Annotated in this window: 23 protein-coding genes; 10 read left to right on the top strand and 13 right to left on the bottom strand. The window is 60.4% G+C overall.

From position 1 onward, the window contains the following. Nucleotides 1-19: 19 nt before the first annotated feature. Nucleotides 20-541 carry a DUF3617 domain-containing protein gene (locus tag CKW29_RS16710; protein ID WP_095146250.1) on the bottom strand — a complete coding sequence of 174 codons (522 nt, stop codon included), beginning with the start codon at nucleotides 539-541 and terminating at the stop codon, nucleotides 20-22. A gap of 131 nt (nucleotides 542-672) precedes the next feature. Here CKW29_RS16710 and cls point away from each other — a divergent pair, with 131 nt between their 5' ends. Continuing rightward, complete coding sequence (cls, locus tag CKW29_RS16705; RefSeq protein WP_095146248.1) at nucleotides 673-2,112, top strand: cardiolipin synthase; 1,440 nt, start codon at nucleotides 673-675, stop codon at nucleotides 2,110-2,112. A 1-nt stretch (nucleotide 2,113) separates the two neighbouring features. Here the strand turns inward: cls and cfaB are convergent, their stop codons facing one another. The 5 genes from cfaB to CKW29_RS16680 all read right to left on the bottom strand — a co-directional run bounded on the left by cfaB (nucleotide 2,114) and on the right by CKW29_RS16680 (nucleotide 6,040). After that, on the bottom strand, nucleotides 2,114-3,301 hold the full coding sequence (gene cfaB / locus CKW29_RS16700; RefSeq protein ID WP_095146246.1) for a C17 cyclopropane fatty acid synthase CfaB: 1,188 nt from the start codon (nucleotides 3,299-3,301) through the stop codon (nucleotides 2,114-2,116). A gap of 84 nt (nucleotides 3,302-3,385) precedes the next feature. Beyond that, nucleotides 3,386-4,174, bottom strand: coding sequence for a DNA-binding domain-containing protein (locus CKW29_RS16695; protein ID WP_095146244.1), 789 nt, complete (start codon nucleotides 4,172-4,174; stop codon nucleotides 3,386-3,388). Continuing rightward, a complete protein-coding gene (locus tag CKW29_RS16690; RefSeq protein ID WP_095146242.1) occupies nucleotides 4,165-5,010 on the bottom strand; it encodes a DUF692 domain-containing protein in 846 nt (281 codons plus the stop codon). Before CKW29_RS16690 ends, CKW29_RS16695 begins: the two co-directional genes overlap by 10 nt. 67 nt (nucleotides 5,011-5,077) lie before the next feature. Then, entirely contained in the window at nucleotides 5,078-5,329 is a 252-nt protein-coding gene (locus tag CKW29_RS16685; protein WP_095146240.1) for a hypothetical protein, read from the bottom strand. 237 nt (nucleotides 5,330-5,566) lie between these two features. Next, on the bottom strand, nucleotides 5,567-6,040 hold the full coding sequence (locus CKW29_RS16680) for an Lrp/AsnC family transcriptional regulator (protein WP_095081125.1): 474 nt from the start codon (nucleotides 6,038-6,040) through the stop codon (nucleotides 5,567-5,569). 143 nt (nucleotides 6,041-6,183) lie between these two features. Here CKW29_RS16680 and CKW29_RS16675 point away from each other — a divergent pair, with 143 nt between their 5' ends. Further along, entirely contained in the window at nucleotides 6,184-6,813 is a 630-nt protein-coding gene (locus CKW29_RS16675; protein WP_095146239.1) for a LysE family translocator, read from the top strand. 2 nt (nucleotides 6,814-6,815) lie between these two features. Here CKW29_RS16675 and CKW29_RS16670 read toward each other — a convergent pair whose 3' ends face one another. From CKW29_RS16670 to CKW29_RS16640, 7 genes are all read right to left on the bottom strand, one after another. After that, nucleotides 6,816-8,960, bottom strand: a complete 2,145-nt coding sequence (locus CKW29_RS16670; RefSeq protein ID WP_095146237.1) for a hypothetical protein — start codon at nucleotides 8,958-8,960, stop codon at nucleotides 6,816-6,818. Continuing rightward, a complete protein-coding gene (locus CKW29_RS16665; protein WP_095146235.1) occupies nucleotides 8,947-10,146 on the bottom strand; it encodes a DUF3142 domain-containing protein in 1,200 nt (399 codons plus the stop codon). The genes CKW29_RS16670 and CKW29_RS16665 overlap by 14 nt, the downstream gene beginning before the upstream one ends. A gap of 248 nt (nucleotides 10,147-10,394) precedes the next feature. Then, nucleotides 10,395-11,228 (bottom strand): bifunctional 2-polyprenyl-6-hydroxyphenol methylase/3-demethylubiquinol 3-O-methyltransferase UbiG, encoded by an 834-nt coding sequence (locus CKW29_RS16660; RefSeq protein ID WP_095081117.1) that lies wholly within the window; start codon nucleotides 11,226-11,228, stop codon nucleotides 10,395-10,397. Then, the gene (locus CKW29_RS16655; protein WP_095148841.1) at nucleotides 11,222-12,376 is read right to left on the bottom strand and encodes an acyltransferase; all 1,155 of its coding nucleotides are present in this window, start codon (nucleotides 12,374-12,376) and stop codon (nucleotides 11,222-11,224) included. Before CKW29_RS16655 ends, CKW29_RS16660 begins: the two co-directional genes overlap by 7 nt. After that, nucleotides 12,373-13,248 carry a bifunctional 2-polyprenyl-6-hydroxyphenol methylase/3-demethylubiquinol 3-O-methyltransferase UbiG gene (locus CKW29_RS16650; RefSeq protein WP_095148840.1) on the bottom strand — a complete coding sequence of 292 codons (876 nt, stop codon included), beginning with the start codon at nucleotides 13,246-13,248 and terminating at the stop codon, nucleotides 12,373-12,375. Before CKW29_RS16650 ends, CKW29_RS16655 begins: the two co-directional genes overlap by 4 nt. Continuing rightward, nucleotides 13,245-14,531, bottom strand: coding sequence for a glycosyltransferase (locus CKW29_RS16645; protein WP_095148839.1), 1,287 nt, complete (start codon nucleotides 14,529-14,531; stop codon nucleotides 13,245-13,247). Before CKW29_RS16645 ends, CKW29_RS16650 begins: the two co-directional genes overlap by 4 nt. After that, a complete protein-coding gene (locus CKW29_RS16640) occupies nucleotides 14,525-16,147 on the bottom strand; it encodes a glycosyltransferase (RefSeq protein ID WP_095148852.1) in 1,623 nt (540 codons plus the stop codon). The genes CKW29_RS16645 and CKW29_RS16640 overlap by 7 nt, the downstream gene beginning before the upstream one ends. 430 nt (nucleotides 16,148-16,577) lie before the next feature. On the opposite strand from CKW29_RS16640, the gene CKW29_RS16635 reads away from it, so the two are divergent. Genes CKW29_RS16635 through CKW29_RS16600 form a run of 8 tightly spaced genes read left to right on the top strand, consistent with a single transcriptional unit; the run spans nucleotide 16,578 to nucleotide 25,587 of the window. Beyond that, complete coding sequence (locus CKW29_RS16635; RefSeq protein ID WP_095148838.1) at nucleotides 16,578-17,492, top strand: GDP-mannose 4,6-dehydratase; 915 nt, start codon at nucleotides 16,578-16,580, stop codon at nucleotides 17,490-17,492. Continuing rightward, complete coding sequence (gene gmd / locus CKW29_RS16630) at nucleotides 17,489-18,460, top strand: GDP-mannose 4,6-dehydratase (RefSeq protein WP_095146224.1); 972 nt, start codon at nucleotides 17,489-17,491, stop codon at nucleotides 18,458-18,460. Before CKW29_RS16635 ends, gmd begins: the two co-directional genes overlap by 4 nt. A gap of 3 nt (nucleotides 18,461-18,463) precedes the next feature. Then, nucleotides 18,464-19,906, top strand: coding sequence for a mannose-1-phosphate guanylyltransferase/mannose-6-phosphate isomerase (locus CKW29_RS16625; protein WP_095148837.1), 1,443 nt, complete (start codon nucleotides 18,464-18,466; stop codon nucleotides 19,904-19,906). Continuing rightward, entirely contained in the window at nucleotides 19,907-20,704 is a 798-nt protein-coding gene (locus CKW29_RS16620) for an ABC transporter permease (RefSeq protein ID WP_095148836.1), read from the top strand. Beyond that, a complete protein-coding gene (locus tag CKW29_RS16615; protein WP_095148835.1) occupies nucleotides 20,704-21,969 on the top strand; it encodes an ABC transporter ATP-binding protein in 1,266 nt (421 codons plus the stop codon). The genes CKW29_RS16620 and CKW29_RS16615 overlap by 1 nt, the downstream gene beginning before the upstream one ends. Continuing rightward, a complete protein-coding gene (locus CKW29_RS16610; protein ID WP_095146216.1) occupies nucleotides 21,966-23,342 on the top strand; it encodes a glycosyltransferase family 1 protein in 1,377 nt (458 codons plus the stop codon). Before CKW29_RS16615 ends, CKW29_RS16610 begins: the two co-directional genes overlap by 4 nt. Further along, nucleotides 23,326-24,456 (top strand): glycosyltransferase family 1 protein, encoded by a 1,131-nt coding sequence (locus tag CKW29_RS16605; RefSeq protein WP_095146214.1) that lies wholly within the window; start codon nucleotides 23,326-23,328, stop codon nucleotides 24,454-24,456. Before CKW29_RS16610 ends, CKW29_RS16605 begins: the two co-directional genes overlap by 17 nt. Further along, complete coding sequence (locus CKW29_RS16600) at nucleotides 24,457-25,587, top strand: glycosyltransferase family 4 protein (protein WP_095146212.1); 1,131 nt, start codon at nucleotides 24,457-24,459, stop codon at nucleotides 25,585-25,587. Nucleotides 25,588-25,589: the final 2 nt, after the last annotated feature.

The following is a 25,589-nucleotide window of genomic DNA, read 5'->3' as shown; positions in this document are numbered from 1 at the left end:
GGGCTCACCAGCAAAGCATTCAGGCGCGAGGTTTGATGGTCCCGCAGTCCTGTCCCAACCACACGGCGCGGGTGTCCATGCTGCCCGTTTGCTGGATACCGGTCGCGTTGAAGGTACCGTTGACGGTGGTGTTGAACTCTCGGTCGCTGAGGAAGGTAGCAACGCCGGCGCCCTGGGCTTTCGGGCAACTGAAACGAAATTTCCACTGGTTGCCGGTGCGGTCGGTAATCTCCTGCTTACAACCCGATTGCGGATCTTGTAGCGGAATACTGTCGGTTTGAACCTGCGCCTGTGTCAGGCACACGCGAATACCTTTACCGCCCATGTTGATGCCCTGTTTCTCCAGTGCCGCCTTTTGTTCCGGGGTGATTTGATTGCCCAACTGGCTGAGGATCAGTTGCAGATCCGGCAGGTTCTGGTTATCGACCTTCATGTTGCTTGACGTCAGCTCCCACAAGCCCGGCTGCAGCATCTGAGCCTGAGCAGCCAAAGGAAGTGACAAGCCAGCAGCCATGGCAAAACCCAGCAGACGTACGTTCATCGAGTAACTCCCGTTCATTAATGGCCGTTAGACGTCGCCAGGCGACTTCGGTTGCATGCTCAATTAAATAGCGACATTCGTCGTGGAACATGGTCTGTTAAGCGTTGAACTCTCAGGAGCAAGGTCGCCCCATGGATTTTTTTGGACCCCACCTTTTCGCTTACCTGATCGCGCTCATTCATTCCCTGGGCACGATCGCGGCCATTCATGCCGTACTGACCGTCAGGACGGCCCAAGGCTCGATCGCCTGGGCCCTGTCGTTGGTGTTCATCCCTTACCTGACGCTCATCCCCTATCTGGTGTTCGGTCGCAGCACGTTCGACGCCTACATCAAGGCCCGTCGCCAGGCCAACGAAGAAATGCGCAAGGCCATCACCGACCTGAACTGGCGTCCCTGGATCGAGGAAGCGTTGACTGCCCGCGCCTCGAAAGCCTACACCTCATTGCGGGCGATGCCCAAACTGGGACGCATGCCGTGCCTGGCCAACAATCAACTGCGCCTGCTGATCAATGGCCAGGCCACCTTCGAGGCGATTTTCGAGGCCATCCGTCACGCACGCGAAGCGGTGTTGATTCAGTTCTTCATCATTCATGACGACCATCTGGGCCGACGCCTGCAGACGCTGCTTCTGGAGAAAGCCGCGCAAGGCGTGGCGGTCTACTTGCTCTACGACCGTGTTGGCAGCCACTCCCTGCCCCGCAGCTATGTGCAGGCATTGCGCGACGCGGGGGTGAACGTCAAGGCGTTCGCCACCCGCAGTGGCTGGCTCAACCGGTTCCAGGTCAACTTCCGCAACCACCGCAAGATCGTCGTGGTCGACGGCGTGCAGGGCTTCGTTGGCGGGCACAACGTCGGGGACGAATACATGGGCGCCAAGGCGCCGCTGTCACCCTGGCGCGACACGCACGTTGGCGTCTGCGGCCCAGTGGTGGCGTGCATGCAGGAGTCGTTCGCCGAAGACTGGTTCTGGGCGGCGCGAGCGCTCCCGCCCCTGATCCTGCCGCAGAGCTATCCCGATGAAGGTGTGCTCTGCCAATTACTGGCCAGCGGCCCGGCAGACCCCTACGAAACCTGCTCGTTGTTTTTCGTCGAGGCCATCCATGCCGCCACCGAACGCGTGTGGATCACCAGTCCGTATTTCATTCCTGACGAAGCCGTGTTTGCCGCGCTGCGCCTGGCGGTGCTGCGCGGTGTCGATGTGCGGATTCTGCTGCCGTCACGACCGGATCATCGGATCGTCTACGCCGCTTCCAGTCTCTATGCCTTCGAAGCGGTTCGCGCGGGGGTCCGGGTGTACCGCTATCGCCCAGGTTTCCTGCATCAGAAAGTTGTGTTGATCGACAACGAAATCAGCGCCATTGGCAGTGCCAATCTGGACAACCGTTCATTCAGGCTCAACTTCGAAGTGATGTTGCTGACCGTCGACAGTGCATTTGCCGGTGAAGTGGAGCACATGCTCAACGACGACTTCGCCCTGGCCAGCGAGATCGATAAGGACGAAGGCCAGGAGACCCACCGCCTGCAACAGCTTGGCATGCGGATCGCCCGGCTTATCTCACCGATACTTTAATTCAAGGGTTGTAGATGTCGTCACGGGTCCAGGGGAGCTCGTGACTGCCGTCGGGATGGGCCTTGACCGCGAGGATCTGGTGCAGGTTGATCCAGCCCCGTGCGAACGCGTAGGCGCAACCTGCCAGGTACAGCCGCCAGATCCGCAAGGCTTGTTCCGGCACTTCTTTGGCGGCGGTCTCAAGGTTGTCCTCCAGCCGCTCGCTCCAGTGATCCAGCGTACGTGCGTAGTGCAGGCGCAGGCTTTCGACATCGACGATTTCCAACCCGACCTCACTGATCTGGGCACACATCATCGCTAGGTGCGGTAACTCGCCATTCGGGAAAACATAGCGCCCGATGAAGTCCCCTGCCCCGCGCCCGACCGGCCGGCCATCGGTGTGCTTGGCGGTAATGCCATGGTTCATCACCAGGCCGCCTTCACGCACCGCGCCGAACAGGGTCTGGCAGTACTCAGGCAGGTTGGCGTGGCCGACATGCTCGAACATGCCGACACTCACCACCTTGTCGAACCGACCGTCCTGGGGCAGATCGCGGTAGTCGAGCAACTGCAGCTCGATCAGATCCTGCAACCCCTCATCGGCCACCCGTTCACGGGCCAGCGCCAACTGCTCCTTGCTCAGGGTGATGCCAAACACCCTGGCCCCGAACTCCCGCGCCGCATAACGCGCCAACCCTCCCCAACCGCAGCCTACATCCAGCAGGTACTCGCCGGGTTGCAGCCGTAGTTTGCGACACAGGTGACGGAATTTCGCTTGCTGGGCTTGTTCCAGGGATTCACTCCCAGTCTCGAAGTAGGCACAGGAGTACGCCATGTCACTGTCGAGCCAGAGCTGATAAAACGCGTTAGAGAGGTCATAGTGATAGGAAATGGCCGCCGCGTCAGTGGCTTTGTCATGGACCGTGCGCACTGGTTGATTGCCGTCAACGTCCTCCAGCAGTGCCTGGGTCCACTCATCACAGACCCGGATCACATCGCTGATCGAACCCTCGAGCTCAAGCTTGCCTTCAACAAAAGCCGCACCGAGCAGGTCAAGGCTGGGATGGATGAATTGCGGCACCAGTTGCGGATCCTTGACCACAATCGTGACGGTGGGCGCAGGGCCCAGATTGAATTCATGGCCGTCCCAGAGTCGCAAGCGAAGCGGCAATTGCAGATTCTGTAAGGCCGGCGGAAGTTGCACGAGCATGAATAATCCCCCTTGTTTCAGACGTCTGAACTGAGGGTAGACCATCGTGAAAAATAAGCTGGCTACCGAATAAATAGCCTTTTCCTATGAATCACGACGGAGCAATAAGCTGTCGTAAACCCACTGTTTCAGCCAGGTCACGGCCTGAAGAGGTGCGCCCTCTCCATAATTGACTGTCAATTGTGCGCACAGTTCGGCGAAATTCCAGCCTTCCTTGACCATGCCACTGAGCGCCCACGCCTCATCGGGCGGCAGGCTGCGGTAATGGCAGATCAGGCCTGCACGCCAGACCACGACCACCTGCGGCGCATCCAGCTTCCGGCTGCCCGGGAATTCAGTCCCATCCTTCACCGAACGCCACAGCACAACACTGTTGAAGCAGCACTCCAGCCACTGCACGCACGGCCGTAACGCAAGTTGCAGCGCCGGCCACTCCTCAGGCGACAGGTTGACCATGCTCTCCATCGTCAACGGCTCATGCTCGACGGCATCGAAGGCCAGGGTGAACGCCCACTCCAGATGTGCCAACTCGGCCAAGGGTGCGCCCTGCGCCTCAACCAGATGCGTACGGATGAACGCCTCGAAGCCGCTGCCCAGCCAACGCAAGCTATAGTGTGCCGACGGATTCTGCCGCAAGTACTGCGCCGTCAGTTGATCGAACTCTGCGTCACCCATCCAGTGTCGGATCGCCGGAAAGTCATCACGCAGGACATCCTGCAACCTGGCCTGATAAGCATTGTGGTAAATCGCCAACCCCGTCTCGACGTCCAGGCTCGGACCTCCGATCAACGTGCAAGCCAAGGCGGAATTGACTGCGGCCTGCTCCCCGAGCAGGTAGTCTGCAAAAGCCCGTTGCCACTCGTTCAGGCACATTCGAGTCTCCGAGCCAGCGTGGCGTCGCCCAGCTCGCGAGCCTTTTTCAACTCAGCGAGCAGTTCTTCAAACGGCGGAAAATGGTCGTCCCGCTCAAGCAAGGTCGCAACGGGACCGAGGTGGTCGAGGGTTCGTTGGTACAGCGCCCAGACCGGGTCACTGACCGGGTGGTCGTGGGTATCGATCACGTAGTCGCCGTAATCGTGATGGCCCGCCAGGTGCAGTTGCCGGATACGCTGTGCCGGCAACGCCTCGATGAATGTCCAGGCATCGAAGCCATGGTTACGGGAGCTGACGTAGACGTTGTTCACATCCAGCAATAGCTCACAACCGCTGACGGCACTCAACGTCGCCAGGAACTCCCATTCGCTGAACTCATCAGCGGCTGCACGTACATAACTGGAGACGTTCTCCAACACCAAAGGTCGCTGCAACACGTCCTGCACCTGTCGCACCCGGTCGGCCACGTAGCTCAGGCTTTCCTCGGTGTAGGGCAGCGGTAGCAGGTCGTGCAGCTGATGGGCGCTGCCTCGGCTCCAGCACAAATGATCGGAAATCCACGCGGGCCTGACCCGCTCGGCCAATGCCTTGAGTTGCTGCAGATACTCAGGGTCAAGGGCATGGGGCCCACCGATGGACAGTGACACGCCATGCATCACCAGCGGATACCGCTCGGCGATGGCATCCAGGTAGTACAGGGCCTTGCCGCCCTGAACCATGAAATTTTCGGAGACGACTTCAAACCAGTCCACTGCCGGCGACTGTTCCAGAATCTGTTGATAGTAGGCACTGCGCAAACCCAGGCCGTAGCCGAGGCTGGGGGTGGACGCGGACATTGCAGACTCCTCGCAAAGTGGCCGCAGTGGTGAACAAGGCACCACTGCGGTAACACGCGGTCGTCGGTTACTCGCCGACTTTGCCACCCGCCTTTTCACAGGCCGCCTGGGTCATCGCCTGGAAGCCCTGGCCTTTGCAGGCACCCATGCCTTTACACGCGTGGTCTTTGGTCTTGCAGTCGTTCTGACCTTTGCAGGCATTCACTCCATAGCAGTGAACATTGGCATCGGCAGCCGAAGCCGTAGTGGCGACACCGGCAAACAGGGTGGCGGCGGCCAACGCGAGGGCAGCACCAGCGGCAGCGGTTTTCATGGTCATTTTTCTTATCCTCGATAATCGACAGGGGTGTCGGCTGGAAAGGTGTTCAATCCCGACATAGCACTAGAGAGCGCCGCCCCGGCGGCGTTACAGCCGTATCGAAAAAAACAGAAAAATGTTGAACCGCGACACCCACGGGCCGCCGAATTCATGTGTTCCACGTGGAACTACGCTCGTGGCTGCATGGATCGACGACAATGAAAATCGAAGCTCTAGCGATACAGGCGCAACCTGAACTCAGGCCGGCAGATGCCCCAACGGCAATGGCCCTGGGGTTTTCACCGTGTGGATCGCGAAGTTGCTGCGGATGTCGCTCACCCCCGGCAGCTTGAGCAGACTGCCAGTGAGGAAGCTCTCGTATGCGCGCAAGTCAGGTACCACCACTTGCAACAGAAAGTCTGATTCTCCCGACACCAGAAACGCCGAAATCACTTCCGGCAGCGCGGTCACCGCCAGACGAAAAGCCTCGGCTTCTTCATCGTTGTGCCGTACGACCTTGACCCCGACAAACACCGTCAGCCCCAATCCGACTTCGTCACGGTCTAGGTTGGCCTGGTAGCCGCGAATCACCCCGGCCTCCTCAAGCATCCGCACCCGGCGCAAACATGGCGAAGCCGACAGGCCGATTTCGTCCGCCAATTGCACATTGCTCAGGCGTCCGTCACGTTGCAGCGCGGCAAGAATTCGGCGGTCATAAGCATCCAGTTTCATGATTTGGCAGTTCCTGACGTTTTTTTTGCATCGAATGGCAGAAGCTGCCAATTCTAGCGGCTTGTACACTTCATTACGCAACCACCTGCCCTGCCCTTCGGCCCTAGACTTTGCTCATGTAATCGCAATCGAAGGGGTGTGACATGACGCAGCTCTGGCTGTTTTTCCTGGCATTGGCCGTGGTCTATCTGCTGCCAGGCCCCGACATGATCCTGCTCCTGCAAACCGGCGCCAGACAGGGCAAGGCCGCCGCATTGGCCACCGCCATCGGCCTGGCGATCGCCCGGGGGTGCCACGTAGCACTCGCCGCGCTGGGCCTGGCGGCCTTGTTCAAAGCCGCACCCTGGACCTTCGACATCGTGCGCCTGGCAGGTGCTGCGTACCTGTTATGGCTGGGGATTCAATGCCTGCGCTCGAACATGCTGCCGAACCTGAACGCCAATGGCACGCGCGCGTCGAGACTGGACTGGCGCGAGGCAATCCAGCGCGGTTTGTTGACCAACCTGCTCAACCCCAAGGCCCTGCTGTTCTGTTCCGTGCTGTTACCCCAGTTCATCGACCCGCAAGCCGGCCCGGTGCTGACGCAGTTCGCGACCCTGGGCGGGGTGTTGGTGCTGGTCGGTTTGCTATTCGACAGTGCCTACGCGCTGATCGGCGCCGGGCTCGGCCGCTGGCTGACACGCAGCCCGTCGGCGCAGCGCGTTCAGCAATGGCTGTTTGGCAGCCTGCTGATCGGCTTCGCGCTGCGCCTGACCTTTGCCCAGCAGGCGTGAACCTACCTGGTCCTGCGCTTATGGCGGTTGATCAGCCATAGACCCAGCCCGGTAAACACCAGCAAAGCGCCTATCTGCAGCCACGGCTTATAGGGCCGCAATGCACTGCGTACCGGCGCCAGTGCCTGGGTTACATAACGTTTGTCGGCGCTCTGGAAATCGGGATAAGGGCATTGATGGCCGAAATTCACTGCCCAATCCACATACGGCCCTTCCTTCACGTAGCGTTGATAGAAGGCTTTCTCTTCCTCAAAGCTGGTGCCCCAACCGGCTGCGGCGCACAACACTGCGGCGAATGCCTGACTGCTGTGGGGTAGCAAGTCGGCCGCCTGGCTGGCCAAGCCCGTTGCGACGTAGCGATAGTGGAAGCGTTCATCCGGTTTGGCGGCGCTGGTCTGCTGACGTTTCACCTCCGCCTCGCTGATCAGCGGCCCGACCTTGAGCTCAGGTGTTGCGAGGCTGAAGTTGCCGTCAAACGTGGCGTAATCCGGAGCCATTTCGTAGCCCAGCAACTCCATTCCATGGTTGCGTGCCATCAACGCTGCGTTGAAATAGTTCTCCGCCCGACGGCTCGGCCACCACCCCGTCTCGGCGGCTTCACGCAAGCGACCATACTCCTTGGCCAGCCCCTGCATCAGTGGATCCGCAAAGTACTGAGGCGCTTCGTCGTAGCGTTGCTCACGCAGTAACCGTCGTCCGAGCAGATCCCGCAAGCGTGCAGCAATGGACAGCGGTACGTAATCATCGCGCTCCTGCTGGGTCAGCGGCGCAGGTGCCGGTACCTGTTGATCGACGAACTGCTTGAGCTCGTCGACCGTCAGCACTCGTTCGGCCACCATCGCCGCATCCAGCCAATACAGGTCCTGGCTGCGGTATAGCTGCTCGAAAGCTTGCAGATAATCACCGCGCTCCAGCGCCAACAACGCACGCTCACCGTCGACCCGGCAACCAGGTTTCAGGGTTTCATAGTCGCCATCCGAGGTGCCGCGATAGCCCCAATCTTCGTCTTGCGGAAAGGCTTTGGCAGCGTTGGCGTATGCACTCACCGCCGCCGCTTTGTCGCCATTACGCAGCGCCATTTTCGCTCGCAGCCACCAGGCCAGGCCGCCGTCACCTGCGTGCTCAAGCAGAGTGTTGGTGCTGGCGTAGTCGCCAATCTGATAATTGAGCGCGGCCAGACGGTCCGCGTTTTCCAGGCTGCCCGTGGCGCTGCGCACCAGCGCCTTGATCATCTTCTGCTCCGCCGGAGGTTGTTCACCGTAAGACCAGCCGACATGGCTGACCAGGGCTGCGGTGACCAAGTGCTGAACGGCCTTGCCCTTGAGCAGTTCGTGCAGTTGCGCCTCAGGCATTGCATTGAGTTCTTCCACCAACTGCTTGAGGGAGCTGTAGCCCACGGGCGAGCCTTGCAGGCTCTGGGTCGCGTACAACTCGATGGCGCTGTTCCAGTCCCCCGCTTGGCGCACCAGCCGTGCCTCTTCGCCGAGGCTGGCGATACCCAGCTCCAGCGGATCGCTGAAGCCATCAATGCTCAGCTGACGCGCTTGCACAAAGGCCTGTCGCGCCTGCTGCAGAACGTCCCGGCGACCGGCAGCATCGAGCTCGCTCGCCGCCTGGCTGACCGCAAATAGCGCCCGGCCCAGCGAGTACGCCGCCCAGGTGCTGCGCAGCGCACGCTGGTCGGCCGGCAGCGCCAGCACCTGACGAAAATACTCCGCCGCCACGCCAGGCTCGCCCGCGTTGAACGCCACGGCACCGGCGGTGTACAGGCTGAGTTCCGGTGGCAAGCCGGCTGCTTCGGCCTGTACCTGTTGCGCGCTTTGCAGTCTGCGCAGCTGCGCCACTTGCGTACGTTGAACGTCGCTCAAGCCCTGCTGTTCGGCGAGATTTCGGGCTTGCACATGAGGATCTTCATCACTGCCGTAATCAGTGTTGAAGGTACTTGCCACCGCCGGCTTGAGGCCCGCAATGGCTTTACCCAGGCGATTGACCTCGAACTGGAAACTGCCCTCCGGCAACTCTCCCAGGGTCTGCGCCCGGTCACTGAGCAAACGCAGCGGGAAATCCGGCCCGCAGGCCATGGCCGTACCCAAAGGCAGGCAGAGGCCGAGGGCAAGCAAATGACGCGGCCAATTACGGGAAAACATGTGAGCCTCCTTGATCAATAGTTACGCAGCGGGCCCATCCCAGGGTGCGTTCGGCACCGGCTGGCAATCGGCCGTCCTTGAGACGGGTAAAACCGAGCACACCCGATGTCAGTTGCACGGTGTAGCCGTTGAGTGCATCAAACCCATCGCACTGGGTCGCCGGCAACGTCACACGCTCCGGCAACGCCGCGTCGAGGTTGCCGGTGTTGCTCACGACGATGTCGTACAGACCGTCGTGGCTGGAAAGGTTCAGCGTCAACTGACTCTGCAGTCGATCACCCCGCGCCACCGCACTTAATGTCGAAAGGCTCCAGGCACGCCGGTCGCTCTTGAGCGGCAAGCGAAACCAGATCAACCCGGCCAGATGGGATGGAGGCTCGGCGCGCAACTGGCTGGCCAGGGTCGACAGTTGCTGCGGATCGGCCAGCAGTTCACGGCGCAGGCCAACGCGCTCGATTGGCACTTCGCTTTCAATCAACGGCGCCCCGCCGTCATCGGGCAGTAATGCAATACCGTAGGCTGGCAGTGCCAGATAAAAAGGCTTAGTGGTGATTCGGCTCCAGCGCTCGGCCCACTTCCGGGCCTGCACGGGGTCGAACAATCCACGCTCAGGACGGCTGACGGCATGCACCTGCAACACACTGCTGTCGACCGCCGCCAGCAACGGCGCAAGCTCAGGGCTGTCCAGCCAGGCCGGCAAGGCGGTGATACTCAGTTTCAATGACACTGGCAGGACATTGCGCAAGCCAACGAGGAACTCACGATAGGCAGACAAACGCGCCGTGCCCGCATCGTGGTCTATCTCAACGCCGGCCAGCGTCAGCCCCTGAGCCTGCCATTGGGCGACCACGCGCTGGACCTGCGCCATGGCTTCGGCTTGATCCAGATGCTTGAGCTGACCATCGAGCCGGATGACCGCGATCAGCGGACGGCCATCATCCTTCAGCAACGCTGGATTGATCTGCGCCCGGCGCCAACCGGTTTGCGGGTATGCCTGCAGAGCCAGCACCCGCAGGGTGGAAAAGTCCGGGCGCGATTGAGCCAGGGCATCTTCATGGGCCGTCGTCCATTGACGCTGCCAGATGTAGAGCTGTTGATCGAGGGGCGGTGCGTCCTGTTGCTGGCAACCGCCGAGCAGCGCGGCGCTGAACACTAGCGCGCAACGGCGCAAAAAAGTCGCTGACATAAAGGCCTGTGGCTGAGGTCATCCCTAAACGCAAAAAGGGCCTCTCAGGGTAATGCCAGTCAGTTAAGCGAACTCAACCCTTGTAGGAGCAAGCGCGCTCGCGATGGACTCAAGGACAACGCGTTTAATCAGAAAACACGCGTTATCGTTAACGTCCATCGCGAGCACGCTCGCTCCTACAAATGCGACCCCCATCCTTAACTGACTGGCATCAGCCTCTCAGGGCCCTTGTTGCTCAGCGCATCAGCCTACTCAGCCAACGGCTTGCGGGCAATGATCACCTGACTTTTCGCCACGACGCCATCCAGCGCCTGCTTGATCTGCGCACCGCGCGGCGAATCCAGGACCGCCTGCCAGGTCTCGGCCCAGTGATTGAGCAGCGGGTGGTCGGGGTTGCTGAAATCGACCTTGGCCTCCCAGAACAGCAACATCCACAGCGACCAGTAAAAGCCGTACTGGCTGTGGCTGATCACGTCGAGACCGGCATCGCCGACCATCTGCTTGAACTGATCTTCGCTGATGATGCGGATGTGGTTGGGCTTCTGGAAATACTCTGCAGCGGCGATATCTTTCTGCAGATCTTCGGAACTTGGATGCGGGACGCTGAGCAGATACAACGCACCAGGCTTGCCCACGCGCACCAGTTCGGCGAGGAACTGTGCCGGGTCATCGACGTGCTCGATCACCTCGGTGGACACCACCCGTGTCGCCGTGCCATCGGCAATCGGCAACGGTGCGCAATCGGTGACGTGGCACTCGACGCTCGGGGCGATGGTGTCCGCCAGCCGCAAGCGGGTCGCCTCGACCTTGGCCGCATCGATGTCGGCGATGATGATCTTCGCCCCACGGGTGGCGCAGAAATGCACGTTGCCGCCGTCACCGCAGCCGACATCCAGCAAGGTGTCGTCGGCCGTCACCGGGAAGCCGGTGAACAACTCGCCGGTTTGCTGATTGAACCAACCGCTCAGGACTGCGTCGCGCAGGCCCAGCATGTAGGGGTCAGCCTTGGCTGCGGGCGCTTCTGGCGGTACGGGCATGGGGGCGGGAGCACCCGCAGTGAGTTTCTTCAACAGGCTCAACATGAGGTGACTCCAGAGGACGTGACAGCCGTTCGGAAAGCGTTCAGGCGTGCAATCAGGCTTGCACCGCGGTCACGCATGGGTAGCTCGATGAATCGGTAGTTGAGTTCGCTGAGCACCACGACCAGCGTCACCGCGCAGGCCAGGATCAACACTGGATGGCTCAACGCAGGCGACAACCCCAAGGGTTCAAGGCGGAACCCGCACTCGCGGACCAACAGGTACGCCGGAATGTGCGTCAGGTACATCGCATAGGAGCGGCTGCCAACCCAGGTCAGCAGCGTCTTCAGCCGGCCCCGTGGCCACAGGTAATCGCGGTTGTAAGATGCAATCCAGACCAGCACCGCACAGAGCACCGCGATCGCCCCAATGCGGTAGCGGGTCAGGGAGAATTGATCCGTCGCCAGCACGCTCAAGGCCGCCCCGATGCCGAGTAACACCAATGGGCCGAGCCAGGCACGCCGCAGAAACATCGGCTCCCATCGCCCATAGCCAGGCCGTGCACTCCACAACGCCAACAACACCCCGAGTGCCAGCGCATCGGTTCTGATCACCATCAGCAACGGGTCACGAAAAGTCAGCAACTGTGCCGCGACCAGCGCCAGCAACGCCCATACCAGATGACGCCGAAAAATCAGCGCCAGCAATGGCAACAGCAGATAGAACTGTTCTTCGAGAGACAGGCTCCAGTAGATGAAACTGGCTCCGTACTCGTAGGTGAAGAAGCTGTCGGCGAACCTGAAATTGGCAAACTGCAGGAAGCCCGCCATCGTTGCCATCAGGTTGGCACGCAAGGTACCGAACACCCCGGACTGGTTGAGATACAGGCTGCACAACAAGGTCAGCAGCAGCCACAGCCAGCCCGACGGCAACAAACGAAAGGCCCGTCGAATCCAGAAGTTGCGGGTCTGCTCCCAGTATTCCTGGCGCGAGCGGCAACCCCGCAACGCCGGTATCAGGCTACGGGCAATGACAAAGCCCGAGATGGCGAAGAACAGGTCCACGCCCCACCAGAGCTGCCCACGCAACGCGAGATGCTCAAGCAGAGGCTGCGAACCCGGAAACAGGCTGCCTTGCAGGTGATGAAACAACACACCGAGCACGGCAATGGCACGCAGCAGTTCAATGTCCATGATCCGCTTGTGGGTCATGATCGCTCCTGCGAAGTCACCGGTTTGCGCGCAATGATCACTTGGCTCTTGGGCATGAACCGGTCCAGCAGTTGCTTGATCGCCAGCCCGTCGGGTTGTGCCAGCAAGTCCTGCCAGGTGCGCGCCCAGCTTTCCATCAACGGCGGGTATGGCGGCTGTATCCTGTCACGCACCGCCCCGCCCAGGTCGCGACCGGCCGCTCGTTCGCTGGCCCAGAAGAAGATCATGCCCATGACCCAGAAAAAACCGGTGGCCTGCCGGTGCTCGATCACCAGGCCGGCGTCTTCGACCAACGCGGCGAAACGCTCATGGGAAAAGATCTGCACATGATTGGGCGACTGAAAGTAGCCTGCCGGCGCGATGCCCTGTTGCAAGTGTTCACCCACCGGGGCGGGCACACTGAGCAGGTACTGGGCACCAGGACGTCCCATGCGCACCAGCTCCGCCATGAACTGCTCAGGTGTATCGACGTGCTCCAGCACTTCCATGCACACCACTTTGCTCGCACAACCGTCGGCCAATGGCAGCGGCAGGCTGTTGCTGACCAGACCGAGAGACGGCGCCTGGGTCTGGGCATTCACCTGACTGGCCAGATCACGCACCTTGTCGTGTTCACTGTCGGTAAAGATCACGGATGCGCCCTGGCGCACGGCAAACAGGGTCGCCACGCCTTCACCACAACCGACGTCCAGCAGCGTGTCTTCGGCGGTGATGGCAAACCCCTTGAGCAACTCACCCGTATCGCCCTGGAACCAGCCATCGAGCACCGCGTCGGTCAGCCCGCAATCGCGGGGCGACACTGCGCTGACCGGAACAGTCACCGGGGCGGGCACTGGCACCGGACGCAACCAGCGAAGCAATCGAGCCATCATGCCGGGGTCGTTTCCCGGGCCAGCACTGTCGTGAAAAACTCCCGAAGCCGTTGTTCGGTGCTGGCCTGGCTGCAGAACTGCTCAAGCTTGTTCACCGCATGGGCCGACATGCGCGCATAACGCGCCTCATCGTTCCAGGCCACATCAAAGCTGGCCTTGTAGGCCGAGCACAATGAATCCCAATTCGTGATGTAGCGCAGCGTCCGATAGGCTGCGCGCGGATCGTGGGGCCAGGCAGTGAGCTCGTCCGTCGAATCGACAATGAAGGTGTTCTCACTGTCGATGTAGTCGGCCATCGCCGTATTGCAGGGTGCAATGGCCGGTTTACCGCACGACATGAACTCCATCAGGGGCAGGCACTGCCCTTCGCCAAACGAACTGTTGACCACATAACTGGTGGCTTCCACCAGGCGTTCGTAGTCCGCGTCGGCGAGAAATCCGTGAATCAGGACAATCCGGCAGCGATAGGACTGGTTTTTATAGAGGTGATGCAGCATGTCATTCAACGCATCGGCGATATCGTGGTGCGTCAACTTCAACACCAGGGTGGCGTCCGGCGTATCGCGGAACGTAGTGCAGAACGCGCTGAGCATGTCCTGCCAGTTTTTCCGGCCATCGTAAGGGTTGAACACCGAGGTATAGATCACGCCATCGAGCACCAGCTGGCAGTCGCGCGCCGGTCCGTCGAACACCACCGCCTCACCTTCACGCAACGCCTCAGGGCCATAGGGCCGCAGGTCGAGGGTGCGGCTGTCGATCAACAGGCCACGCAAGTTGAGCGTGACCTGTTCGGCCCGGGGCTTTTTGTCCAGGCCCTGGCGACGTCCGGAAAATCGGTCCCACACCGGCGCCGGGATGGCACTGACGGGATAGTCCGCGCCCATCGCATCGCGTACGGCCTTGACCGTAAAGCTGGAGTGAGTAATCGCCGCACCCGACGCTGCCAGTACCACGCGCCAATCGTGGCGTGGCTCGTCGTGCCAGGTGTCGGTGGGAATGGTGCTGAATTCCCAGGCAAACACCGGGATGGTCGGACAGGCATAGTGCATCGGCGTGCGATGGGGTGGAGAGAAGGACAGGAAAATGCACGCCTCGCCTCGGCTTTGACAATCGACATACAAGCGGTCGACCAGCTCGTCCGGGCTGCTGACTTCGATGACTTGCCCCAGACGCTCCAGTACCGGGCGGAACTCCTTGAGCACAAAGTAGTAGCTGTACTCCGGGCGGCCAAGGTTCTGCACGATGTTACTTTTGTTGGTTTCCGAATGAATGATGATCAGCATGGTGCTGTGCCCGCCACGGCGGCAGCAGATGCCGGCCTACTCTGGGTTGTCGGGGTCGGCTCGAAGAAGTCCTTCAACCGTTGTTGCACGACGGCGAAACTGCAGTACTCAGCCATGCGCTGGCTGGCCGCAGCAGACATCGCCTGGTAGTGCTCCGGTTGCTCTTTGGCGACCCGGTAGCTGTTCTGGTAGGCGTTTTTCAGCGAGCCCCAATCGGGTCGATGACGCAAGGTTCGGTACAGGATGCGCGTGTCCTGCGGCCATACCGCAGGCTCCTGGCTCGACTCAACGATAAAGGCCACGCGCTCATCAATGTAGTCCTGCATGGCCGTGTGCGCGGGCGCAATCACCGGTTTGCCACAGGCCATGAACTCCATCAGCGGCAGACACAACCCTTCACAACGTGACGCATTGACATAGAAACTGGCCGCGCCATACAAGCGGGCGAACTGCTGATCGTCCAGGTAGCCGTGCATGACCACCACTCGGCAGGAGAACGGCGACAACTGCGACAACAGGGTCAGCATTTCGACGTAATAGGTGGACAGGTCGCTCTGGGTCATCTTCAGCACCAGCGTGGCGTCTTCGACCTCACGCATGGCCCAGCAGAAGGCGGTGATCAGTTGGTGCCAGTTCTTGCGGCCGTCGTCAGGATTGAACACGCTGACGTAGACCACGCCATCGACCCGGGTCTCCACCCGCTCGGTGGTGTCCGGCAGGTTGGCTTGGGGATGCGGGTCCGCGGACAGTACCTCGATCACAGGCTCGGCCACCTGCGGTTGCTCAGGACGAACCCGGGCAAGCAGGCCCCGAAGGCGCTCGGGCAACAGATCACGAAAACCTTCACCGTAGGTCTGGTGCAGGTAGTGCCGGAAAATGAACAACCGCCTAGGCAGCGACTGGCCAGCGGACTCGCGTAAACTCTCGCGCAGATAGTGTTTGCCAATGAAAAGCCGTCGGCGCCAGGTCAGGGGGGGTGCCTGGGTGATGATTTCCGGCTCCGGCAGTGCTAGGGGTTCAGTCTCCGATTCCGGTTCCGGGATAATCGGTGCAACCAGGCCGTCTGCTGAAAGACCGAGTACACGGCTGTCGATGATGCAACCGATGGTCTGCAGGGTCGCGCCCTGGTTGATGGGGGCACTCGGGTACTGGTCGCGCACACTGGCGAAGGTTTCCCACAGCGGTGTGGGCAAGACCAGCACCGGGAAGTCCTCCCCCAGTGCTTTGCGTACGGCCTGCGCGGTATGGCTGGACAAGGTAATGACCCGGCCTTGCCTGGCCAGCGTGCGGCTCCAGTTCTGCCGCAGGTCGTTATCCCAGTGCTCGTCGGGGATCGAGTCGAACTCCCAGGCCACCACGCAGAGCGTTGGGCAATGCAGGTCGGCGGGTGTCTTGTGGGGCGGTGCAAATGAAAGGAACAGGCTTTCTTCGCCCTCGTCTTGAAGGCGTCGATAGAGTGGGTCGACCTCACCGATCGAATCAACCACATGAACTCGTCCAAGGCTCTCAAGGACCGGACGATAGGCCTTGAGGACGAAATAATAGCTGTATTCGGGACGGCCGAGACTCTGGCTGATCGAGCGGTCGTTCACGTCTGAATAAAGAATGAAATTCATGGCATCCCACGATGAAACCGCCATCCCGGCAGCCTCATTCTTATGACGGTCCAGCCATGGATCAAACCCGGTATACCGGTGTTCGTCCATCATCTGTATGCCCGTCTACGTTCTTGTTTTTGTGGTCAGCTTCGCAGGGTCGGATAACCTGCGTGCTGATCGCTGGGCAATCGTGCTGAGGGGCATTCTAAACACATCCGTTGGGGATTCGTGAACAGCTGCACGAGAATAAATCAGGCTACTCTGATGAGAACTCACCAGTCACGTTCGGACCTGTTGAAATTGCCGCGCAATTGGCACAGATTGACGTCCAAACAACTACAACAAAATCTTCGCATACCCGATTTTCCTGAGAAAGCAGCACTGCTTTCCGGTTTTAGCCAGCAAAGACTGGGGGATTGCCGAAGTTTGCCTACTTGGGGGCTACTGCTTGAAAAAGCGTCTGTTCGTTACAGGCCTTAAGGGATTTGTAGGCCGTCACATCCAATCGAGCCTGAACGCTACCGATTCAGGCTGGGAACTGCTGCCCGTCGCCTCTCGCTACGATCTGCGTGAGCCAAACAGCCTCGAGGGATTGTGGCCAGAGCGCCCTGACGCAGTAATCCATCTGGCGGGCCAGACCTTCGTTCCCGAAGCCTTTCGTGACCCGGCCAACACCTTTGAGGTCAACCTGCTGGGTACGCTGAACCTGTTGCAAGCGCTCAAGGCGCGTGGCTTCAACGGTACCTTCCTGTATGTCAGTTCCGGCGATGTCTACGGCCAGGTCAGCGAGAGCGCCCTGCCGATCGACGAACATCAGCCACCCTGCCCGCGCAACCCCTATGCCGTGAGCAAGCTCTCGGCGGAAATGCTGTGCCTGCAATGGGGCATGACCGAAGGCTGGCCGGTCATGGTCGCCCGCCCCTTCAACCACATCGGTGCCGGGCAGGCAGAGAGCTTCGTGATCGCCAGCGCCGCACGACAGATCTGCCGGATCAAACAGGGCCTGCAAGTGCCTGAGCTGGAGGTCGGCGACATCGATGTGACACGCGATTTTCTCGATGTCAGCGACGTGGTGTCCGCCTACTTCGCATTGCTGGCACGCGGCGTGCCCGGGCAGGTCTACAACATCTGCTCCGGGGTCGAGCAGAGTATCCGTGGCCTGATCGAGCAACTGGCCGATCTGGCCCAGGTCGATATGCAACTGATTCAAGACCCTGCGCGCCTTCGCCGTGCAGAGCAGCGTCGTGTCTGTGGCAACCATGCCAAGCTGCACCAGGCTACAGGGTGGGCACCAGAACTTACAACACAACAATCCTTGCGGGCGATCCTGTCCGACTGGACGTCACGGGTACTACAAGAATGACAAAAAGTGCATTGATCACAGGGATCACCGGTCAAGACGGCGCCTATCTGGCCAAATTGCTGCTCGACAAGGGCTATCAGGTCTACGGCCTGGTCGCGCGGCGCAGCAGCGACTCGCGGTGGCGCTTGCGCGAAATGGGCGTCGAAGGTGATATTCATTATCTGGACGGCGACATGGCCGACGCCTGCTCGGTGCAGCGCGCGGTGATCAAGTCAGCGCCCGATGAGGTCTACAACCTGGCGGCGCAAAGCTTTGTCGCGGCCTCCTGGGATCAACCCGTGACCACCGGGATCGTCGACGGCCTGGGCGTGACTCACCTGCTCGAGGCCATCCGTCAATTCAGCCCGCACACCCGTTTCTACCAGGCTTCGACCAGTGAAATGTTTGGCCTGATCCAGGCCGAACAGCAGGACGAAAATACCCCTTTCTATCCGCGCAGCCCTTACGGTGTCGCCAAGCTCTATGGCCACTGGATCACCGTGAACTACCGCGAGAGTTTCAACCTGCATGCCAGCAGCGGCATCCTGTTCAATCACGAGTCGCCGCTGCGCGGGATCGAGTTCGTGACCCGCAAAGTCACCGACGCCGCCGCCCGGATCAAGCAGGGCAAACAGCAGGAACTGCGCCTGGGCAACATCGATGCCAAGCGCGACTGGGGCTTTGCCGGTGACTATGTCGAGGCCATGTGGTTGATGCTGCAACAGGACAAGGCCGACGACTTTGTGGTCGCCACGGGCGTCACCACCACGGTGCGCGAGATGTGCCAGATTGCCTTCGAGCATGTCGGCCTCAATTACCGTGACTTCGTGAAGATCGACCCGGCGTTTTTCCGCCCAGCCGAAGTCGACGTGCTGCTGGGTAATCCGGCCAAGGCACAGCGGCTGTTGGGCTGGAAACCAAAAACCGATTTGCAGACCCTGATCCGCATGATGATGGATGCGGACATGAAGCGCGTCGCCAAGGAGTAGGCCATGCTGATACCTGTGATTCTTTCCGGCGGTGCCGGTACACGGCTGTGGCCGGTTTCGCGTGAAGATCATCCCAAGCCGTTCATGGTCCTGCCTGATGGCGAGAGCCTCCTGGGCAAGACCTATCGGCGCGCGGCCTCGCTGCTGGGCACTCACGGCGATATCGTCACCGTGACCAATCGTGACTACTACTTTCAAAGCAAGGATCACTATCAGGATGCCCATCTGGGCCATCATCGCGGCCACTTCGTGCTCGAGCCGGTAGGGCGTAACACGGCCCCGGCCATTGCCGCAGCCGCCCTGTCCCTGCAAGCGCTGCACGGTAACGAAGCCATCATGGTGGTGATGCCCGCCGACCATCTGATCCAGAACGAAGACGCCTTCAGAGCCGCCGTAAAGCATGCGGTGAAACTGGCCGAAGCCGGTCATCTGGTGACCTTCGGCGTCATCCCGACTGCCCCGGAAACCGGCTTCGGCTACATCGAGCGCGGCGATCACCTGGATGACCAGGGCGCCACCAGGGTTGCCCGCTTCGTCGAAAAGCCCGATCTGCAGACCGCCACCGACTACCTGGAAAGTGGCAACTTCCTGTGGAACTCAGGCATGTTTTGCTTCTCGGTCGGCACCTTGCTGTCGGAATTGCAAACCCATGCCCCGCAGCTACTGGAACAAGCCGATGCATGCCTGGCAGTGAGCGCCCCGGTCGAGACCGGCGGCTGCCTGCAACAGGAGTTGTCGCTGGCGCATTTCGCCGAGATGACGGATATCTCCATCGACTACGCCTTGATGGAATGCTCCGACAAAGTGGTGGTGATACCTGCCGGGTTCGACTGGAGCGACATCGGATCATGGGGTGCCGTCAGTGCGCTGATTCCCGCCGACATGCAGAACAACCGCGCCAGCGGCGAAGCGCTGTTCATCGACAGCCACAACAACTTCGTGCAGAGCGACGGGCGCATGGTCGCGACCGTGGGTGTGGATAACCTGATCGTCATCGACACCGCTGACGCCGTGCTGGTCGCCCATGCCGACCGAGCACAGGATGTGCGCAAAGTGGTCAAGCAACTCAAAGACAAAGAACACGAAAGCTACCGCCTGCACCGCACTGTCAGCCGGCCTTGGGGCACCTACACCGTGCTGGAGGAAGGTCCGCGCTTCAAGATCAAACGCATCGTGGTCAAGCCCGGGGCCAAACTGTCCCTGCAAATGCATCACCACCGCAACGAACACTGGGTAGTGGTCGAAGGCATGGCCAAGGTCACCAACAACGGCTCGGGCTCGCATCTGGTCGCCAAGAACGAGTCCACCTTCATTGCCGCCGGACACAAACATCGCCTGGAAAACCCGGGGGTGATCGACCTGGTCATCATTGAAGTGCAAAGCGGTGAGTATCTGGGGGAGGACGATATCGTCCGCTTCGAAGATCAGTACGGCAGGACGGTCTGAATGCTGCTCAACCTGTATCGCTCGCTGTGCAGCTACCGGGGGTTCATCCTCGGTAGCGTCAAGCGCGAGTTCCAGTCGCGTTATCGCAACTCACTGTTCGGCGCCCTGTGGACCGTGCTCAACCCCCTGTCGATGATCATCGTCTACACGGTGATCTTCTCTCAGATCATGCGTGCCCGCCTGCCGGGGGTGGATGATGGGTTGGCCTATAGCGTTTACCTGTGTGCCGGTCTGCTGACCTGGGGCCTGTTCTCCGAGATCACCCTGCGTAGCCAGAGCATGTTTCTGGAAAACGCCAACCTGCTGAAGAAGATCAGCTTCCCCAGGATCTGCCTGCCGGTGATCGTGCTGCTCAATGCCGGGATCAACTTTGCGATCATCCTCGGTTTGTTCCTGGGGTTTCTGCTGATCAGCGGGCGCTTGCCTGGTATGGCCTTGCTGGCCCTGGTACCGCTGCTGATGCTGCAAGTGATGTTCTCGGCAGGGCTGGGGATGATTCTCGGCGTACTGAACGTATTCTTCCGCGATGTCGGGCAGTTCTTCGGAATATTCCTGCAATTCTGGTTCTGGCTAACGCCCATCGTTTACCCGATGTCGATCCTTCCCGAAGGCATCCAGCGCGTGCTGGGGCTCAACCCGCTGACGGCATTGATGCACAGCTACCAGAACGTATTTCTCTACAACCAGTGGCCGGTCTGGAGTTCGCTGACACCGCTGCTGGTGATCGGCCTGCTGTTCTGTGTGATAGGGCTGCGGCTATTCCGCCAGCGTGTCGGTGAAATGGTGGATGAGCTCTGATGGGACACATACGCGTCAGTGGCCTGGGCAAGGCCTACAAGCAATACCCCAATCGCTGGAGCCGGCTGTTCGAATGGCTGGTGCCCTTTACCCGTGCCCGCCACCAACTGCACTGGGTACTGCAAGGCGTCGACTTTGAGATCCAGCCCGGTGAAGCGGTCGGCATTGTCGGCGTCAACGGCGCAGGTAAAAGTACCCTGTTGAAAATGATCACCGGCACGACCCAGCCCACCTGCGGTCAGATTCAGTTGCAAGGGCGCGTAGCAGCGTTGCTGGAGCTGGGCATGGGCTTTCACCCGGACTTCACGGGCCGTCAGAACGCCTTCATGGCCGGTCAGTTGTTGGGCATGCAGGTCGAAGAAATCGAAGCCCTGATGCCGGAAATCGAAGGCTTTGCCGAGATTGGCGAAGCCATCGACCACCCGGTGCGCACTTACTCCAGCGGCATGCAGATGCGCCTGGCCTTCAGTGTCGCCACCGCCCGCAGACCCGACATTCTGATCGTCGACGAAGCACTGTCGGTGGGCGACGCCTACTTCCAGCACAAGAGTTTCGAGCGCATTCGCAGCTTTCGTCGGGCCGGAACTACCTTGCTGATCGTGTCTCACGATCGTTCGGCCATTCAGTCGATCTGCGACACCGCCATTCTGCTGGAAAAAGGCCGCATGGCCATGCATGGCAAGCCGGAAGAGGTGATGGACTACTACAACGCCATGCTCGCCGAACGTGAAGGGCAGATCGTGCGCCAGGAGATGCTCGCCAACGGCCAGGTACAAACCATCTCAGGTACCGGTGAAGCAACCATCCATAGTGTGCGCCTGCTGGACCAGCGCCAGCGCCCGGTGGAAGTCGCCGAAGTCGGCCAGCCCATGGTGCTGGAAGTTCAGGTTGACGTACGGCAAGACATTGAGCGCCTGGTGCTGGGTTTCCTGATCAAGGATCGACTCGGCCAGGCCATGTACGGCATCAATACCCATCGTCTTGATCAGGCACTGACGGACCTGCACGCCGGCGAGCGGGTCACCTACCGCTTTGCGTTCCCCATGCGCCTGGGCAAGGGCAACTACTCCGTCGCCCTGAGCCTGTCTCGCCTGGACTCGCACCTGGACCGCAATTTCGAATGGCGCGATTACGGACTGGTGTTCCACGTTATCAACAACCGCCAGGAAGACTTCGTCGGTTGCTCGTGGCTGGAGGCGCAAACCAGCATTTCCCGTTCGTCACAGACACCTGTAGAACCCATTGCGCCGGAGATCGCCCCATGACGCGAATGCTGGTTGAATGCACCTATGTGTTCGAACACCCAGAGGCTAACTCCGGGATCCAGCGTGTGGTTCGCAATGTCATCACCGAGCTGCCGAAAAAGCATGCGGCACTGGAATGCATTCCGGTGGTGATGCTCAATGGAAGACTGTACGAAGTCACAAGCCTGGCGCCACTGTCGGTGCCCAAGCTGGACCTGATGGGCTTGCGCGTGCGCCTGGAACAGATCGCCAACAAGTTCTGGCTGATGCACCGCACGCTGGAACGACGCCAACCGTTTCGCCAGTCCCGTTTTGCTCGCCGCGTGCTGTATGTCGGTTGTCGGCTCGCGGCGTTTGCTGCCTTGAGTGTGCCAATCAGGGTTCTCAATTACTGTCTGAAACGCCAGGAAATTCCTACGCGCTGCAAACCGCTTCAGCACCAACCAGGCGATCAACTGGTGCTGCTGGACTCGTCCTGGCATGCCGATTTTTTCCCGCTGGCCGAACAGCTCAAGCGCGATGGCGTGGGAATCGTGTCAGTCATCTACGACTTGATCCCCCTGACCCATCCACAATTTTGCGATGCGGGGCTGGTCCGGGTGTTCAACGACTGGTTCGACTGGATCGCCAAAACGGCCGATGGCTACGTCGCGATTTCCGCGACCATCCGCGACCAGGTGCGTGATGAAATGCTGCGCCGGGTCGGGCCCGAACAGGTCGCCCAGCGCTGGTTCGATTACTTCCACCTGGGCAGTGAGCTGGACCTGTGCGACGACGCCTCCAGGGTCGAGCCGCAGCTCAAGCAGATGTTCAAGAGTAAGGACCCGGTGTTCCTGATGGTCAGCACCATTGAACCGCGCAAGAACCACGCCTACCTGCTCGATGCCTTCGAGCTTGCCTGGGCCAGGGGTTCGCGCGCACGGCTGTGCATTGCCGGCCGTATTGGCTGGAAATGCGACGCGCTGATCGAACGTATCCGCAAACATCCGGAACTCGAAAAACGCCTGTTCATGTTCAACTCACTCACCGACAAGAGCCTGGAGTACGCCTATTCCAACGCCACGTCGCTGGTGTTCCCCTCGTATGTCGAAGGTTTCGGCTTGCCACTGGTGGAGGCCATGCAACGCGGTTTACCAGCCATGGGCAGCGACATTCCGGTATTCCGCGAGATCGGTGGCCCGTTCATGGCGTACTTCGACCTGGCCTCCCCGCAAAGCCTGGTCGATCTGATCACCCAGATGGAAACCACCGGGACATTTCCGGCACCGCGTAACGTCAGCGAATGGCAGTGGCTCGGCTGGCGCGAGGCAAGCGCGCAACTGATCGAGCGCATCCAGAGTCATGTGAACCAAACCCCGGCGGCGGTTGAGAGGCAGCATGCAGATTGCCCTTAATGCCCGGATCCTGCAGGCCCCACGCACCGGCATCGGCCATTATCTGGCTGAGCTGGTCAATGCGCTTGGCCATCAGCCGGGCGTTGAACTGTCGTTGTTCCACGGCTGGGGTTGGAGCGAAAACCTGCCAGAGGCCGCGATGCCCGGCTACTCGCGTATCAGCCCCGTGCTACGACAGATCCCCGGTGCCTATCAAGCGCGACGCTGGCTGGAGCAGCGGCGCTTCGATCAAGGACGTGCCCGTACCATCGACCTGTATCACGAACCGAGTCTGTGGCCACTGGCGTTCAAGGGCCCGACCATCGTTACCCTGCACGACCTGACCCACGTGCACTACCCCTCGACCCAACCGGCCGCCCGCTTGAAAGAGATCGAGCGCCGACTGGAACAGGGTGTGAAGCAGGCGAGCCTGATTCTGACTGACTCGCAGTTCATTGCCGATGAGGCTCAGGCGTACTTCGGCCTTGGGCCAGAACGCTTTGTGGTTGCCCCCCTGGGGGTGGCTGCGCGATTCCATCCGCGCTCCGATGAATCGTTGCAAGCGGTACTGCAAGCCCACGGGGTCGAGCCACGAGGTTATTTCCTGTGTGTCGGAACCCTGGAGCCGCGCAAGAACCTCACTCTGGCATTGCGCGCCCACGCCGAGCTGCCTGAAGCGGTGCGCCAGCAATTTCCGTTACTGGTTGTCGGAATGGCTGGCTGGAAGGCGCAGCAGCTTAACGATGAGCTGCGCAAGGGCTTGGCCAGTGGTCATGTCTGCCTGCTGGGGTATCTGCCCGATGAGCAGGTTGCCCAACTGATGGCTGGCGCCCGGGCGCTGATTTTTCCGTCGATTTATGAAGGTTTTGGCCTGCCGGTCCTGGAGGCCATGGCCAGCGGTACACCGGTGATCCTGACTCGACGTTCGGCCATGCCGGAAGTCGCGGGAGCTGCAGGTAACTACTTTGAACCCGAGGACCTGCACGATTTGTGCAACGTCATGACCCGTCTGGTCGACGATCAAACGCATTGGCAGGTATGCCGGGAAGCGGGGCTGCAACAGGCGAAGCTTTTTTCCTGGGATCGTTGCGCGATGCTCACGGCTCGCGCCTATCGCCAGGCTCTGGGAGGTTGAATGCGTGTCCTTCATTTCTATAAAACCTATTTGTCGGAAACCGTTGGTGGCATCGAACACGTCATGTTCGAACTCTGCGAAAGCGGCGCACAGCACGGTATCGAAAGCCAGGTGCTGACGTTAAGCGCCAACCCGACACCGACGGTCATCCCGTTCGGGACGCACGAGGTGCATCGCGCCAGACTCGATGTGCAACTGGCATCCACCGGTTTCTCCTACAGCGTCTTCAAACAGTTTCGTGAATTGGCTGCCGAAGCCGACGTGGTCAATTATCACTTCCCCTGGCCGTTCATGGACGTGGTGCATTTCCTCAGTGGATTGAACAAACCCAGTGTTGTCACGTACCACTCGGACATCATCCGGCAAAAGCACCTGCTCAAACTCTATCAGCCGCTGATGAGCCGTTTTCTGGCCAGTGCTGACCGGATCGTCGCGGCCTCGCCGAACTACCTGCACACCAGCGACGTACTGAAAAACTTCCCGGAAAAGACCCGGGTCATTCCCTACGGCCTGAACAAGGCCGCCTATCCAAAAACGGACACCGAACGCATGGCCCGTTGGCGTGAGCGCCTGGGCGAGCGCTTTTTCCTGTTCGTGGGGGTGATGCGTTACTACAAGGGGCTGCATATCCTGATCGAGGCGCTCAAAGACATCGATTACCCGGTCGTGATCGTCGGCGCAGGCCCCCTGGAAGCCGAACTGCACGCCCAGGCCGCCGCGCTGGGACTGCATAACCTTCACTTCGTCGGGCGCCTGGATGATGAAGACAAAGCCGCCGTGCTAGAACTGAGCTACGCGATCGTCTTTCCATCCCACCTGCGCTCTGAAGCATTTGGCATCTCGCTGCTGGAAGGGGCGATGTATGGCAAGCCGATGATCTCCAGCGAAATCGGCACCGGTACCAGCTACATCAATATCCACGGCGAGACCGGCCTGGTGGTGCCGCCGAGCAATCCACCGGCGTTTCGTGAAGCCATGCGCACGCTCTGGGAAAACCCGGCTCAGGCTGCCGCCATGGGAGCCAAGGCAGAAGCCCGTTACCGGCAGTTGTTTACCGCCGACGAAATGGGTCGTCAGTGGAACGAGCTGTATCAGGAACTACTGGCAGAGAAAGCGCTGTCCTACGCCTGAAC

It is taken from the genome of Pseudomonas sp. Irchel s3a18 (assembly GCF_900187535.1).
Lineage (GTDB): Bacteria > Pseudomonadota > Gammaproteobacteria > Pseudomonadales > Pseudomonadaceae > Aquipseudomonas.
The sequence above is the reverse complement of the archived record's forward strand: the minus strand, read 5'-3'. Positions and strand labels throughout refer to the sequence as shown.